Here is a 14598-nt window from a genome sequence, read left to right as displayed (position 1 = left end):
TATCAGGTTGCGCGCATCCCGGTCAGCGCCCGCTTGTCGAGGGCCTGGAAGACCGTTTGCTTGGTGATGTCCTCGGCCGCCTGGAAGAGCTGCTTCGACAGCTTCTTGTCGGGCTTGACGCCGTCCTTGCTCTGGAACCACACCAGCACCGCGTAGTGGCCGTGCGCCCAGACCTTGGCGCCGCCGCTGCCCGAGCCGAGGAACTTGGTGATCTCGTCCTTGCCGGCGAGCGGCTTGACGTAGTCGGCGGTGCCGCCGGCCTTGGCCACCTTGGCGGCGCTCTTGAAGGTGTTGAGGTTGGCGACGCCGACGGTGCCGATCACCTTGCCGGACTTGTCACGGAAGCTGGCCCGCATCATCTGGGTGCACTTGCCGCTCTTGAGTGCCTTGGCCATTTTGTCGCCGAGCACGCCGTCGGCGCACTTCTTGTCCTTGCTGGTGACCGTCATCTGGTAGGCGCGGCCGGAGACGGTGAACTTCTTGGCCCGGAAGAGCTCCTTGACCGTGAGCGGGTCGGGGTCCGTACTGCGGCTGGCGGCGTAGCCGAACTCGCCGGGCGGGGGCGACGGGAGCGGGGCGGAGGTGCGCTGCTCGGAGTTGGCGGCGGTGGTGGCCGGGTCGTCGGCGTTGAACATGATCGCCAGGCCGCCGCCGAACAGGCCGAGCACGGCGACGCCGGCGACGACCGCCCAGAGCGGGCCGCGCGAGCGGTTCTCCTCGTCGTAGGGGCTCCAGGTCTGCCGGGGGCGCTTGCCTTCGGAGCGGCTGGAGCCGGACCTGCGGCCGCGCTTGGGCTCGTCCAGAGGCGCGTCGGCGTCGGGGTCCCCGTCCGGGGAGGGGGCGCCGTCCAGATTGAAAGCACCGCCGGGGTTGGGGCCGCCGCCCGGGTTGAAAGCGCCACCCGAGTTGGGGGCACCGCCCGGGTTGGGGGCACCGCCGGGGTTGGGGCCGCTGCCCGGGGTGGGGGCGCCGCTGGAGTAAGGGGGGCCGCCCAAGCCGCCGAGGCCGCCCTGGTTGGGGGCGCCGCCGGGGGGAGGGGGGCCGGCCGGGGTGAAGGCGCCGGCGAAGGAACCGGGGTCGGCGTCGGCCTTGCGGTCCCTGCGGGAGCGGCGGGGGGTGCTGTCCGTGCCGGATTCACGTTCGTCGGGAAAACCCATGCGGAGACATTACCGTGCGAAGGTCACGAGCGTCCGAAGTCCTGGGTCCACCAGATGCCCTCGGGGCTGGAGACCACGCCGACGCCGATGGCCTTGAAGTCGCAACTGAGGATGTTGCGCCGGTGGTCGGGGCTGTCGAGCCAGCCGCTCACGGCCTCCTCGGCGGAGGAGTAGCCGCGGCCGATGTTCTCGGCGGCGCCCGCGGGGTAGCCGGCGCGCTCCATGCGGTCCCAGGGCGAGGACCCGTCGGGCGATTCATGCGTGAACTGGCCGGAGCGGGCCATCTCGTACGAGTGCTCCCGGGCGGCCCTGGTCAGCCGGGCGTCGGCGCGCAGCGGGCCGCAGCCCTGCCTGGCGCGGGCGGTGTTGGTGAGGCGGACGACCTCGGAGGCCATGCCCGGCACGCTCTGTACGGGCTCGCTGTCGCGCAAAACCTGGACCGGCTCGTCGGCGGTGTAGCCGGGCACCTGGTCGGTGGGGCTGGGCGTGGGCCTGACCTGCCGGTGGCGGGCGCGGGGCGCGGCGGCGGTGGTGGTCTGGCGGGGCACGGCCTCGGCCATCGGCTGGGCGGCCCGCTTCTGCGCTGGGGCGGCGGCCTTGGGGGTGGCGGCCGGGGTGGCCTCGTTGAGGTAGATGTGGCCGGTCGGCACGGGGTCGCCCGACATGCGGCCGAGCAGCACGCCGGTGAACAGCGCGGCCATGAGGCAGGCCAGCAGACCCAGATGGTTCCGGCGCCGTGCGCTCCGCTGGGTGTGCCGGGTGTGAGAACTCTGCCACATACCGCCACCAACGATAGGGATGTCTCGTCCTGGTGAAGAAGGGATCTCAGGGAACTGAAATAGAACCGTTCTGTGATCAGGTAGACTCGACCAGGGTTACCGGTCTTTTGACCTGCCGCCGTTCAGGCGGGTAACCTAATCGTTCGTTGTGTGCATAGGTCCAGCGTGACCAATGCGCGGCGCGTCCGGCGTCATCTCCCATCTGTGCGGAGACGGAAGGTCCGGGCCGTCGTGTGCCCGCACCGACCGACCCCAAGCGCTGCCGCATCCGGCAGCGCGCCGAAGACGCGAGCATAAAGAAGGCTACGACCGTGCGCACGTACTCACCGAAGCCCGCCGACGTCCAGCGTCAGTGGTACGTCATCGACGCGACCGATGTCGTGCTGGGCCGGCTGGCCAGCCACGTCGCGACCCTGCTCCGCGGCAAGCACAAGCCGATCTTCGCCAACCACGTCGACACCGGTGACTTCGTCATCGTCATCAACGCGGACAAGATCGCGCTCAGCGGCAACAAGCGTGAGCAGAAGAAGGCCTACCGCCACTCGGGTTACCCGGGCGGTCTGCGTTCCGTCAGCTATGGCGAGCTCATGGACAAGCGCCCGGACAAGGCCGTGGAGAAGGCCGTGAAGGGCATGCTGCCGAAGAACTCCCTCGGCCGGAAGATGGCCAAGAAGCTGAAGGTCTACGCGGGTTCCGAGCACCCGCACCAGGCCCAGCAGCCGGTGCCGTTCGAGATCACCCAGATCGCCCAGTAGTAGTTCGCGAAAGAGTTAGAGGAGAACCGTGGCTGAGCCCACCGGTGTCGAGACGGCCGTCGAGACGGCCGAGGTCGAGGACTACTCCGGCGAGGAGTTCCCGTCCGAGTACACCACCGAATCCACCGCCAGCGCTGACGCTCCCGTGCGCAAGCCCGTCACCACGGGCAACTCGTACGGCACCGGCCGCCGTAAGGAGGCGATCGCCCGCGTGCGCATCGTCCCCGGCACCGGCAAGTGGACGATCAACGGTCGTTCGCTGGACGTCTACTTCCCGAACAAGGTCCACCAGCAGATCGTCAACGAGCCCTTCGTGGTGCTCGGCGCCGAAGAGGCGTTCGACGTCATCGCGCGCATCGACGGCGGCGGCGTGACCGGTCAGGCCGGCGCGCTGCGCATGGGTCTGTCCCGCGCCCTGGCGATCCTGGACGTCGAGGTCAACCGCCCGCCGCTGAAGAAGGCCGGCTTCCTCACCCGTGACGCCCGCGCCACGGAGCGGAAGAAGTACGGCCTCAAGAAGGCCCGCAAGGCTCCGCAGTACAGCAAGCGCTAAGTTGGCGCGGCTTTTCGGCACCGACGGGGTACGTGGGGTCGCGGGACGCGACCTCACGGCCGAGCTCGCCATGGACCTTTCGGTCGCGGCGGCTCATGTCCTCGGCGATGCAGGCGTGTTCGCCGCCACCGGCTCCAGCGGCTCAGGCCGCAAGCAGCGGCCGGTGGCGGTCGTAGGCCGGGACCCGCGTGCCTCGGGAGAATTTCTCGAGGCCGCCGTGGTCGCCGGCCTCGCGTCGTCTGGAGTGGATGTGCTGCGCCTCGGCGTGCTGCCCACACCGGCCGTCGCCCACCTCACCGCCGCGCTCGGCGCCGACCTCGGCGTCATGCTGTCGGCGTCGCACAACGCGGCGCCCGACAACGGCATCAAGTTCCTGGCGCGGGGCGGCTTCAAGCTGTCCGACGCGGTCGAGGACGAGATCGAGCGGCGGCTCGGCGAGGACTGGAGCCGTCCCGTCGGCGCGGCCGTCGGCCGGGTCCGCGACGCCTACGGTGAGGCCGACCGCTACATCACGCACGTCCTCGACACGGTCGCGGGGCGGCTGGACGGGCTGGACATCGTGGTCGACTGCGCCCACGGCGCGGCCCACATGGTGGCCCCGGAGGCGCTGCTGCGCGCGGGCGCCCGCGTCGAGGCGATCGGCGCCAGGCCCGACGGCCTCAACATCAACAACGGCTACGGCTCCACCCACCTGGACAAGCTCCAGCAGGTGGTGGTCTCGCGCGGCGCCGACCTGGGCATCGCCTACGACGGCGACGCCGACCGCTGCCTGGCGGTCGACCACACCGGCGCGATCGTCGACGGCGACCAGATCATGGCCATCCTCGCCGCCGACATGCACGCCGCCGGCACGCTGGCCAAGGACACGGTGGTCGCGACCGTCATGTCCAACCTGGGCTTCAAGCTGGCGATGCGCGAGGCGGGCATCACGGTGGTGGAGACCGCCGTCGGCGACCGTTACGTGCTGGAACGCATGAAGAGCGAAGGCTACAACCTGGGCGGCGAGCAGTCGGGCCACGTCATCATGCTCGACCACGCCACCACGGGCGACGGCCTGCTCACCTCGCTCCACCTGCTGTCGGTGGTGGCCCGTTCGGGGAGCACGCTGCGCGACCTGGCGTCCGTCATGACGGCGCTGCCGCAGATCCTGATCAACGTCAAGGACGTCGACCGGGGCAAGGCGTCGGCCGGCGAGCTCACCTCCGCGGTCGCCGAGGCCGAGGCGGAGCTGGGTGAGACGGGCCGGGTGCTGATCCGGCCCAGCGGCACCGAGCCGATGATCCGCGTGATGGTCGAGGCGGCCTCCGAGGAGCAGGCGACCAAGGTCGCCGAACGCCTCGCCGACGTCGTCCGCGTGGCCTGCGTCTGACGTCTTCTCCGGGTACGGGATCCCGTACCCGGAGATCGGTCACTCGTCGCCCGTGAGGGCGAAGCCGCGCAGGCGGTGGCCCGCCCAGAGGACGGCGCCGACGGTGACGACGACCAGGGCCGGGACGGCGAAGCCGAACGTGACCCGGGTGGTGAGGAACGGCGAGTCGGAGAGCTGGTCGGCGACGGTCAGGGCCCACCGCTGGATCGAGAACTGCTGCGCGCCGGGGACGAAGCCGCCGACGAGGCTCTCCCAGACGAGGGCGTAGGTGATGCCGATCGTGACCGCGTGGCGGGTGACGATGCCCAGGAGCAGGAAGACGGCGGCGTAGGCGATGCCGGCGACCAGGGCGCCGAGGGCGAAGCCGGGGGCGAGGCCGTCCTCGTTGCCGACCAGGAGCCAGACGGCGACGTAGGTGGGCACGGCGGCGAACAGCGCCAGGAGCGAGGCCGCCACCAGGAACTTCGTCCGTGTGATGGCCGGGCGGGAGATCGGCTTGGACAGCAGGTGGATGATGGTGCCGTCGTCGATCTCGGGGGCGATGACGCCGGTGCCGGCGATGAGGCCGAGCAGCGGCAGCATGGTGCCGATGGCGAACTTCTCCATCAGCAGCACGGCCGAGCGCTGGTCGTCGCTGCCGATGACGCGGAGCAGCACGGCCAGGCCGATGAGGGCGAGCGGCAGGAGGAGCAGCAGGATGATGCGCCGCCTGCCGAGCAGGGCCCGGTAGGTGATGCCTGCGACCACGGTGTTCATCAGGTGCTCCTGGTGATCAGGTAGGAGAAGACGCTCTCCAGGTCCTCGTCGGCGGGTGACACCTGCTGGAGGTGGACGCCCTCGGCGCGGGCCACGCGGGGGAGCAGGCGGGCGAAGCGCCGCAGCTCGGTGGCCTGCACCTCCAGCCCGTCGGGGCCGAGCGTGACGCCGCCGGTGGAGTCGTCGAGGAGGAGGGCCGCGGCCAGCCTGCGGTCGTCGCTGGAGCGGATCTTGAACAGGTGGGGCCGGTCGGTCATCAGGCGCCGGATCTCGCGGAAGTTGCCGGAGGCGGCGTGCCTGCCGGCGACCACGACCTCGATCTGCTGGGCGACCCGCTCGACCTCTTCGAGGATGTGCGAGCTGAACAGGATCGTCTTGCCGGCGGCGCCCATCGCGCGGATCAGGTCCATCAGGTGCATGCGCTGACGCGGGTCCATGCCGTTGAAGGGCTCGTCCAGCAGGAGCACGTCCGGGTCGTGGACGAGCGCGGCGGCGACCTTGACGCGCTGGCGCATGCCCTTGGAGTAGGTCTCGACGCGGCGGTCCTTGGGGGCCTCCATCTCGACGGTGGCCAGGGCCTTGCGGGCGGCTTCGGCGGGGTCGGGCAGGCCGTGGAGCTTGGCGGCGGACAGGACGAACTGCCAGCCGGTGAGGAAGCCGTAGACGCCCTCCCGTTCCGGCACTAACCCGATATTTCGATAAATATGGTGGTTCTTCCAGACGTTCTGGCCGTCCAGCGTGACCGTGCCGCCGGAGGGCGCCAGGAAGCCGGCCATCATGTGGAGCAGCGTCGACTTGCCGGCGCCGTTGGGCCCGAGCAGCCCGGTCACCCCGGGCCCGATCGTCATCGTGACGTCGTTGACCGCGACGACGTTGCCGTACCAGCGCGACACCTGCGCGAGCTCGATCTTCATCGCGAGGCGGCCTTCCGGTAGCGGGCGGCCAGGACCGCCAGGGCGAGGCCGATGAGCGCCACCACGATGACGGCCGGCATCGGGCCGCCGGGGTAGGCGCCGTCGGCGTTGGGCGGGGTGTCGAACAGCCACACCTGCACCGCGTCGACCAGCCAGAACGGGTTCATCAGCCAGGCCCACGAGGCGGCCGAATGGTAGCCCGACATGTCCAGCGCGGTGTAGACGAGCGGGACCGAGGCGAAGGACAGCAGGTAGACGGCGATGACCGAGGCGACGCCGAGCCCGCGCCGGGGCGTCAGCGAGGCCAGCGCCAGGCCGAACGTGGCCAGCAGCAGCGCCAGCACCAGGGCCATCGACAGGGCGCCGAGGAACTCCTTGGTCTGCGGCGGCCCGTCGAGGTCGATGACCAGCTCGCCCACGTACATGAGGATCAGCGGCGCCGCGAGCATGAGGAACAGCGCCCCGGTCATGGCCGCGACCTTGGCCCCCACGTACGCGGAGACCGTGATCGGGCGCGACAGGTAGAGCGGCAGCACCCGGTGGCGCAGGTCGGGGGCGACGGCGGTGGGCGCCTGCGAGGCGAGGAAGATCGCCGCGATCGGCTGCATGATGACGGCGTAGCCGCTGTAGGTCATGGCGCGCTCGCCGAGCATCGCCATGACGGCGACGGACACGACGGCGGGCAGCAGCATGATGGTGGCCAGCGAGAACGGCATGATCTTGCTGCGCGCGGTGCGGCCGAGGCCGTAGATGCCGCGCAGGCTGTGGACGGCGAGCGCCCGTGTGGCGTGGCCGCCGCCGAGGCGGGGGCCGTCGTAGTGGCGATAGCCGATGTCGTAGATCTCAGACATGGGCCGCCTCCTCCCGGAAGACGTCCTCGATGCGGTGGCGGCCCTGCTCCAGCCGGATGAGGCACAGGTCGAGGTCGACGGCGGCGTCGCGGATCGCGTCGTAGGTGCCGGGGCCGGACACCTCGACGAGCAGCAGGCGGCCGTGCGGGCTGACCTTCTGGCCGAGCTCGGTCAGGCGGGCGGCCAGCGGCTCGGTGCCCTCGTCGACCTCGACCGTGACGGTCCGGGTCGCCTGGGTGAACTCGGTGATCGCCGAGGAGCGCAGCAGCCGCCCGGCGTCGATGACGATCACGTGGTCGCAGATCCGCTCAAGCTCGCCGAGCAGGTGTGAGGTGACCAGCACGCTGATGCCGAACTCGGTGCCGATGCGCCTGATCAGCGCCAGCATCTCGTCGCGGCCGCGCGGGTCGAGGCCGTTGGTCGGCTCGTCCAGGAAGATCAGCTTGGGGTCGTGGACGAGCGCCTGGGCCAGCTTGACCCGCTGCTTCATGCCGGTCGAGTAGCCGCCGATCGGCCGGTAGCGCTCCTCGGCCAGGCCCACGTGGCGCAGCACGTCGGCGGCCCGCTCGCGGGCGGCCGTGCGCGGCAGGCCGGACATGCGCGCCATGTGCACCACGAACTCGGTGGCCGACACGTCGGGCGGCAGGCACTCGTGCTCGGGCATGTAACCCACGAGCCTGCGGATGTCGGCGCCCCGGGTGGACACGTCGAGGTCGAGCACCCGGGCGGTCCCCGAGGAGGCGGGCAGCAGGCCGAGCAGGATCTTGATGAGCGTCGACTTGCCCGCGCCGTTCGCCCCGACGAGGCCGGTGACGCCGGTTCCGACGGTGACCGTGAGCTGGTCGAGCGCCGTGACGGTGGGGAAGCGTTTGGTCAGCCCCTCGGTGGCGAGGATGTGCATGCCCGGGACACTACCCGCCCAGGTGCTCGTGGGGCCTCGTCCCCGGGGATGAACGGCGTCCTACCTGAGGCCAGAATTTCCGCTGGACCCACAGGGTGGCGGTGCCCGCGATGACCATGCCGAGCACGTTCAGCGCGAGCTGCGAGACCGACCCGGCGACCGCCCGCCACTCGCCGAGGGCGAGCGCCACGGCCATGTAGCCGGCGGCGGGCACGGTGGTGACCGAGATGAACACGCCGATCAGCGCCGACGACTTGCCCGCCGTGACCGACAGCACCCCGGCGGCCCCGGCCAGCACGGCCACGATGAACGACCAGCGGTCGGGCGTGACGATGAAGCCGACCTCGACGTTCGTCCGCAGGCTCTCCGGCCCGATCCAGCCGAGCCGGTACGAGACGAACGCGCAGGCGAACGTGAGCCCGATCGCGAACGCGAACCCGGCGACCAGCGTCCGGAACGCCCCGATGATCAGGTGCAGCCGGCCGCCCAGCAGCCCGAAGCAGATCGCGGCCACCGCGCCGAACTCCGGTCCGAGCACCATCGCGCCGACGATGAGGATGACCGAGTCCTGCAGCACGGCGATGCCCGCGAGCTGCGTGGCGATGCCGAGGAAGGCCAGGTACGCCCAGGTGATGCGGGAGTCGGCGTGCACCTTCTGGGCCAGGTCCTCCCACACCACCGCGTCGTCGGGGTCGCCCGGCGCCTCCTCGACGGCTTCCTCGGCGGCCCTGGACAGGGCCATGTCGAGCTGCTCGGCCGCGATCGAGCCCTCGTCCTTGAGCCATTCGAGCCGGCCGATGACCTCGTTGGCCGACTCGCGCGCGAGGTCGCACAGCACCAGGTCGCCGGGCGGCCGGTGGGCGGCGCCCGGCAGGACCGCGACGTTGGTGACGCCGGCGCAGTCGTCGAGCACCTCCAGCACCTCGCCGGTGCGGTCGGCCGGGCTGATCAGACGCAGATGGAGCACCCGGCCATTGTCGTCCATCCGACGTTGACGTTCCGTTGAACGTGATCAGGCAGGCTGACTTCATGCGGATGTTGACATGTCATGACCACGGCGAGGAGTGCTGGTTCGCGGACATCGACGACCTGGGCTGTTCGGGGCGGTTCGCGAGCTACCTGTTCGACGAGGTGTTCAGGTCCGGCGAAGCCGTACCCGCCTGACGGAGTGGTCGGCGCCCTTGTGCAGGACGAGGTCGGCGCGGCCGCGGGTGGGGGCGATGTTCTCGACGAGGTTGCGTTCGTTGATGTCGCGCCAGACGTTGACCGCGAATTCGGTGGCCTCTTCGTAGGACAGCTCGGCGATGTGCCGGAAGTAGGACTTGGGGTCCTCGAACGCGGTGCGGCGCAGCTTGTGGAACCGGTCGACGTACCAGGTGCGGATGTCCTCGACCTTGGCGTCCACGTAGATGGAGAAGTCGAAGTAGTCGTTGACGGCGAGTGAGGTGGGCGGGGCGGGCTGGAGGACGTTGAGCCCCTCGATGATCAGGATGTCGGGGTTCTTCACGGTCTGGCGGGCGCCGGGGACGATGTCGTACTCCAGGTGGCTGTAGACCGGGGCGTTCACCTCGGCCGCGCCCGCCTTGACCTCGGCCACGAACCGCACCAGCGCCCTGCGGTCGTAGCTCTCGGGGAAGCCCTTGCGGTGCATGATGCCCTTGGACTCCAGCACCGCGTTGGGGTAGAGGAAGCTGTCGGTGGTGACCAGCTCCACGTGGGGGTGTTCGGGCCAGCGGGCGAGCAGCGTGTGCAGCAGTCGCGCCGTCGTCGACTTGCCGACCGCGACGCTGCCCGCGATGCCGAGGATGTACGGCATCCGCCCGCCCGGTCGCCCGAGGAACGCGCTCAGCACGCTGCTGCGCTGCTGCGAACCGGTGAAGTGCAGGTTCAGCAGCCGGGTCAGCGGCAGGTAGATGTCGGTGACCTCGGCGAGGTCGATGGGGTCGTCGACGCCTCGCAGCTCTTCGAGCTCGTCCGCCGTGAGAGTCAAGGGCGTGTTCTTGCGGAGCTCGCTCCACTGCTCCCTGCTCAGTTCAACGTAACCGTTGTTCACCCTGGCAGCGTAGCGATGGTGTCAGAATGCGGTTCCGGCCGGGGTATCCACAGCCTGTGGACAAAATCGGGGGATTACCGATACTGCGTTCGGGGAATGAAGAGGGTTTTTGCATGGACCGAGTTCGCATGGACCGACGCGGCTTCCTGACCCGGGCCGTCCTGGCCGCCGGGCCGTTCGCCGGCGTGGCCTGCGCGGGGCAGCGCGGCGGCGCCGCCCCCGCGCCCGGTTACGGGCGGCTCGTCCCCGTCGCCGACCAGCGCGACGGCGAGGTGCGGCTGCACCTGCCCGAGGGGTTCCGCTACCGCTCGTTCAACGCGGCCGGGGAGAAGTTCTCCGACGGCAGCACGGTGCCCGGCAGGCACGACGGGATGGCCGCGTTCCCCGGGCCGCGCGGCAGCGCGATCCTGGTGCGCAACCACGAGGTCAACGGCCCCGTCGGCGCGTTCGGCGACGAGCGGCTCGCGTACGACCCGATGGCGGGCGGCGGCACGGCGACGCTGCGGGTCAGCCGCTACGGCGAGGTGGCCGAGAGCAGGCCGTCGCTGACCGGCACGATGATGAACTGCTCGGGCGGCCCGATGCCCTGGGGCGCCTGGGTGAGCTGCGAGGAGACCGTCAACGGGCCCGACGTGGGCGACGACTTCACCGGCGGCGACAACTCCCGGCTGACCGAGAAGCACGGCTATCTCTTCGAGGTGCCGCTCAAGGGCGTCTCGCGGGCCAGGCCGATCAGGGCCGCCGGGCGGTTCGCGCACGAGTCGGCGGCCTTCGACCCGGCCACCGGCACGCTCTACCTGACCGAGGACAACTTCGGCTTCCCGTCCGGCTTCTACCGCTACGTGCCGCCCCGGCATCCGATGCGCGAGGGGCGGCTGCTCGACGGCGGCAAGCTCCAGATGCTCGCCGTCGCCGACCGGCCGCGCGCCGACCTGTCCACCGGGCAGGAGCCCGGCGCGGCCTTCGCCACCACCTGGGTGGACATCGACGACCCCGACCCCGCGTTCACCGGCAGGCCGTCCAACGACGTCGCCGTGCAGGCGGTCGGCAGGCAGGGCCGGGCGGCGGGCGCGGCGATCTTCTCCAGGCTCGAAGGCGCCGTCTTCCACCAGGGCATCGTCTACTTCGTCTCCACCCAGGGCGGCGACCCCGCGCCCGGCGAGACGCCGCCCGACGGCTTCGGCCGGGGCCGCGGCCAGGTGTGGGCGTACGAGACGTGGAGCGGCCGGCTCCGGCTCGTCTACCAGTCGCCCCGCGCGGCCACCCTGGACCTGCCGGACAACGTGACCGTCAGCAGGCGGGGCACGCTGGTCCTGTGCGAGGACGGCGACGGCGACAACTACCTGCGCGGCCTCACCAGAGCCGGGAAGATCTTCGACTTCTGCCGCCTGGCCCCCATCCCGGGCGACGCGGGCGCGGAGTTCGCCGGCTCCGCCTTCGGCCCCGGCGGCCACACCCTGTACGTGAACGTCCAGTCCAAGCGGGGCCGCTCGTTCGCCATCTGGGGTCCCTGGCAGCGCGGCGACTTCTAGATAGCCTGGGCACCATGATCCTGGGCATCGGGGTCGACGTCGTCGACATCGCGCGTTTCGAGGCCACGCTCAAGCGCACCCCCGCGCTGCGCGAACGGCTGTTCACCGAGGTCGAGCAGCCGCTCGCCGTCCACTCGCTGGCGGCCAGGTTCGCCGCCAAGGAGGCCGTGGCCAAGGCGCTGGGCGCGCCCCCCGGGCTCGGCCACCGGGAGGCCGAGGTGCGCTGCGACCCCCACGGCAAGCCCGAGCTGTACGTCAGCGGCAAGGTGGCCGAGGTCGCCTACGGCCTCGGCGTCAAGCGCTGGCACGTCTCGCTCAGCCACGACGGCGGCATCGCCATCGCCTACGTGATCGCCGAAGGATGACGTGATGATCACCGCCTACACCGCCGACCAGATCAGAGCCGCCGAACAGGAGCTCATGGCCCGCCTGCCCGGCGGCACGCTCATGCTCCGCGCCGCAGCCGGCCTCGCCGCCGCGTGCGCGGGCCTGCTCGGCGGCGTGTACGGCAGCCGCGTCGTGCTGCTCGTCGGCAGCGGCGACAATGGCGGCGACGCCCTGTACGCCGGGGCGGCGCTCGCCAGGCGCGGGGCCGCGGTCGAGGCGGTGCTCGCCGGATCGCGCACCCACGAGGCCGGGCTGGCGGCCTTCCGCGACGCGGGCGGGCGGATCGGCGACGCCGCCGCGCTGGACCGGGCCGACCTGGTCGTCGACGGCCTGGTCGGCATCGGGGCCACCGGCGCGCTCCGGGAGCCGTACGCCGCGCTCGCGGAGCGGGCGGGGGCGGGCCCCGGGCTGGTCGTGGCCGTCGACGTGCCCAGCGGCGTGGACGCGGGCAGCGGGCGGGTGGCGGGCGCCGCCGTGCGCGCGCACCTGACCGTGACGATGGGCGCGTACAAGACGGGGTTGCTCGTCGATCCCGGGGCCGGGCACGCCGGGCGGGTCGAGCTGGTCGACATCGGGCTCGGCCCCTGCCTGCCGGAGCCGGACGTGACGGCGCTGACCCGCGACGACGTGCGCGAGCTGCTGCCGAGGCCGGGCGCGGAGTCCGACAAGTACCGCAGGGGCGTCGTCGGCGTCGCGGCCGGCAGCGACCTCTACACGGGCGCGGCGGTGCTCGCCGTCGGCGGGGCGCTGCGGGCGGGCGCGGGCATGGTCCGCTACGCCGGTCCCGTCGGGCCCGCGGACCAGGTGCGGGCGCGCTGGCCGGAGGCGGTCATCACCGAGCTGGCCGAGCCGTCGATCGACCGCGTCGGGCGGGTGCAGGCGTGGGTGCTCGGGCCGGGGCTCGGCACCGGCGGCTGGGCCCGCGAGCTGGCCACCCGGGTGCTCGCCTCGGACGTGCCGGTCCTGGTCGACGCCGACGGCCTGACCCTCGTGGCCAAGGAGCCGGGGCTGCTGCGCCGTGCCGCGCCCGTGCTCGTGACCCCGCACGCCGGCGAGCTGGCGCGCCTGACCGGGGCCGCGCGGGAGGAGATCGAGGCCGACCGGCTGGCGCACGCCCGCCGGGCCGCCGCCGAGCTGGGCGTGACCGTGCTGCTCAAGGGCTCCACCACGGTGGTGGCCGAGCCGGGCGGCGCCGCCCGCGTCAACACGACGGGCACCCCCTGGCTGGCCACCGGAGGCACCGGCGACGTCCTGTCCGGCATCGCCGGGGCGCTGCTCGCCCAGGGACTGAGCAGCGCCGACGCCGGAGCGTGCGGCGCCTGCCTGCACGGGCTCGCCGGACGCCGGGCCGCGGGCGGCGCGCCGCTGACCGCCGCCGACGTGGCGGACGCGGTGCCGTCGGCCATCAGGGAAATCGCGCTCGACCATCGGGACGAGCTGCCAAACTAGAGGTATGGACTCCCGGACGGCGACCCCCGCGCAGGCGCGCGTCGACCTCGCCGCGATCAGGCACAACGTGGCCCTGCTCAAGGACCGCGCCTCAGGCGCGGAGCTCATGGGGGCCGTCAAGGCCGACGCCTACGGGCACGGCCTGGTGCCCGCCTCACGGGCCGCGCTGGAGGGCGGCGCGAGCCGGCTCGGCACCGCGTTCGTCAGGGAGGCGCTCGCGCTGCGCGAGGGCGGCGTCACCGCCCCCGTGCTGGCCTGGCTCCTCACCCCCGGCGAGCCCCTGGACGAGGCGCTGCGGGCCGACGTCGAGCTGTCGGCCGCGAGCGAGGAGCTGCTCGGCGAGATCGCCGCCGCCGCCCGCCGCACCGGCGTCACCGCCCGCGTCCACCTGGAGGCCGACACCGGCATGAGCCGCGGTGGCGCCCCGCTCGCCGCCTGGCCCGCCCTGGTGGCCAGAGCGGTCGCGCTGCAGGCCGAGGGCGCCGTCGAGGTCACCGGGCTGTGGTCGCACTTCGCCTGCTCCGACATCCCGGGCCACTCCTCGATCGAGGCGCAGATCGACGCGTTCGAGACGGCGCTGAAGCTGGCCGAGCAGGCCGGGGCCGGCGGCTCCCACGTGATCAGGCACCTGGCCAACTCCGCCGCCATCCTGACCCTGCCCCGGACCCACTACGACCTGGTCAGGCCCGGCATCGCCATGTACGGGCTGAGCCCGATCCCCGAGGCGGGCGACTTCGGGCTCACCCCGGCGATGACGCTGACGGCCCGCATCGCCCTCGCCAAACGCGTCCCTGAGGACTCCGGAGTGTCCTACGGACACCTTTACATCACGGATCGCGAGACGACGCTTGGCCTGGTGCCGCTCGGGTACGCCGACGGAATCCTGCGGCACGCGACGGGGCGGGCCGAGGTGCTGGCGGGAGGCCGTCGCAGGCTGGTGGCCGGTCGGGTGTGCATGGACCAGTTCATGATCGACGTGGGTGACGACCCGCTGGCCGCGGGCGACGAGGTCATCCTGTTCGGGCCGGGCGGTCAGGGCGAGCCGACCGCCCAGGAGTGGGCCGATACCCTCGGCACGATCACTCATGAGATCGTGACGAGGATCGGCGCTCGGGTGCCGAGGGTGTACGAAGGCTGAGGGA

The 14598-nt window shown here is 71.9% G+C and carries 16 protein-coding genes; 8 read left to right on the top strand and 8 right to left on the bottom strand.

The features are described 5' to 3' along the window. Positions 1-2: 2 nt before the first annotated feature. Both AB0J53_RS19115 and AB0J53_RS19110 read right to left on the bottom strand, forming a co-directional pair. Entirely contained in the window at positions 3-1157 is a 1155-nt protein-coding gene (locus AB0J53_RS19115) for a hypothetical protein (protein ID WP_364173755.1), read from the bottom strand. Positions 1158-1180: 23 nt separating this feature from the next. Then, positions 1181-1936, bottom strand: coding sequence for a CAP domain-containing protein (locus AB0J53_RS19110; protein WP_357591395.1), 756 nt, complete (start codon positions 1934-1936; stop codon positions 1181-1183). Between the two features lie 311 nt (positions 1937-2247). On the opposite strand from AB0J53_RS19110, the gene rplM reads away from it, so the two are divergent. Genes rplM through glmM form a run of 3 tightly spaced genes read left to right on the top strand, consistent with a single transcriptional unit; the run spans position 2248 to position 4613 of the window. Then, complete coding sequence (rplM, locus tag AB0J53_RS19105) at positions 2248-2691, top strand: 50S ribosomal protein L13 (RefSeq protein ID WP_106236123.1); 444 nt, start codon at positions 2248-2250, stop codon at positions 2689-2691. A 28-nt stretch (positions 2692-2719) separates the two neighbouring features. Continuing rightward, positions 2720-3244, top strand: coding sequence for a 30S ribosomal protein S9 (gene rpsI, locus AB0J53_RS19100; protein ID WP_219500457.1), 525 nt, complete (start codon positions 2720-2722; stop codon positions 3242-3244). 1 nt (position 3245) lies between these two features. Further along, positions 3246-4613, top strand: a complete 1368-nt coding sequence (glmM, locus tag AB0J53_RS19095) for a phosphoglucosamine mutase (protein ID WP_364173750.1) — start codon at positions 3246-3248, stop codon at positions 4611-4613. Positions 4614-4652: 39 nt separating this feature from the next. Here glmM and AB0J53_RS19090 read toward each other — a convergent pair whose 3' ends face one another. The 5 genes from AB0J53_RS19090 to AB0J53_RS19070 are packed head-to-tail and all read right to left on the bottom strand — an operon-like array spanning position 4653 to position 9002. Further along, entirely contained in the window at positions 4653-5369 is a 717-nt protein-coding gene (locus AB0J53_RS19090) for an ABC transporter permease subunit (protein WP_219500461.1), read from the bottom strand. Then, positions 5369-6283, bottom strand: a complete 915-nt coding sequence (locus tag AB0J53_RS19085; protein ID WP_364173746.1) for an ABC transporter ATP-binding protein — start codon at positions 6281-6283, stop codon at positions 5369-5371. Before AB0J53_RS19085 ends, AB0J53_RS19090 begins: the two co-directional genes overlap by 1 nt. Next, positions 6280-7134: an ABC transporter permease gene (locus AB0J53_RS19080; RefSeq protein ID WP_219500465.1), complete on the bottom strand. Its 855-nt coding sequence runs from the start codon at positions 7132-7134 to the stop codon at positions 6280-6282. Before AB0J53_RS19080 ends, AB0J53_RS19085 begins: the two co-directional genes overlap by 4 nt. Beyond that, positions 7127-8035 carry an ABC transporter ATP-binding protein gene (locus AB0J53_RS19075; protein ID WP_219500467.1) on the bottom strand — a complete coding sequence of 303 codons (909 nt, stop codon included), beginning with the start codon at positions 8033-8035 and terminating at the stop codon, positions 7127-7129. Before AB0J53_RS19075 ends, AB0J53_RS19080 begins: the two co-directional genes overlap by 8 nt. 10 nt (positions 8036-8045) lie before the next feature. Continuing rightward, positions 8046-9002 (bottom strand): DUF389 domain-containing protein, encoded by a 957-nt coding sequence (locus AB0J53_RS19070; RefSeq protein WP_219500469.1) that lies wholly within the window; start codon positions 9000-9002, stop codon positions 8046-8048. A gap of 62 nt (positions 9003-9064) precedes the next feature. On the opposite strand from AB0J53_RS19070, the gene AB0J53_RS19065 reads away from it, so the two are divergent. Further along, on the top strand, positions 9065-9199 hold the full coding sequence (locus AB0J53_RS19065) for a hypothetical protein (protein ID WP_281426775.1): 135 nt from the start codon (positions 9065-9067) through the stop codon (positions 9197-9199). On the opposite strand, the gene coaA is transcribed toward AB0J53_RS19065, so the two are convergent. Then, positions 9171-10088 (bottom strand): type I pantothenate kinase, encoded by a 918-nt coding sequence (gene coaA, locus AB0J53_RS19060; RefSeq protein WP_364173740.1) that lies wholly within the window; start codon positions 10086-10088, stop codon positions 9171-9173. The two genes, AB0J53_RS19065 and coaA, sit on opposite strands and share 29 nt — an antisense overlap. A 128-nt stretch (positions 10089-10216) precedes the next feature. On the opposite strand from coaA, the gene AB0J53_RS19055 reads away from it, so the two are divergent. From AB0J53_RS19055 to alr, 4 genes are read left to right on the top strand one after another with little or no spacing between them, the layout of a single operon-like run. After that, entirely contained in the window at positions 10217-11620 is a 1404-nt protein-coding gene (locus tag AB0J53_RS19055) for an alkaline phosphatase PhoX (protein WP_364173737.1), read from the top strand. A gap of 14 nt (positions 11621-11634) precedes the next feature. Further along, on the top strand, positions 11635-11985 hold the full coding sequence (locus AB0J53_RS19050) for a holo-ACP synthase (RefSeq protein WP_219500474.1): 351 nt from the start codon (positions 11635-11637) through the stop codon (positions 11983-11985). 4 nt (positions 11986-11989) lie between these two features. Then, a complete protein-coding gene (locus tag AB0J53_RS19045; RefSeq protein WP_364173733.1) occupies positions 11990-13456 on the top strand; it encodes an NAD(P)H-hydrate dehydratase in 1467 nt (488 codons plus the stop codon). A 4-nt stretch (positions 13457-13460) separates the two neighbouring features. Continuing rightward, entirely contained in the window at positions 13461-14594 is a 1134-nt protein-coding gene (gene alr / locus AB0J53_RS19040) for an alanine racemase (protein ID WP_364173731.1), read from the top strand. The last annotated feature ends 4 nt before the right edge of the window (positions 14595-14598 follow it).

This window comes from Nonomuraea sp. NPDC049725, from assembly GCF_040674795.1.
In the GTDB taxonomy this organism is placed as follows: Bacteria; Actinomycetota; Actinomycetes; order Streptosporangiales; family Streptosporangiaceae; genus Nonomuraea; species Nonomuraea ceibae.
The sequence above is the reverse complement of the archived record's forward strand: the minus strand, read 5'-3'. Positions and strand labels throughout refer to the sequence as shown.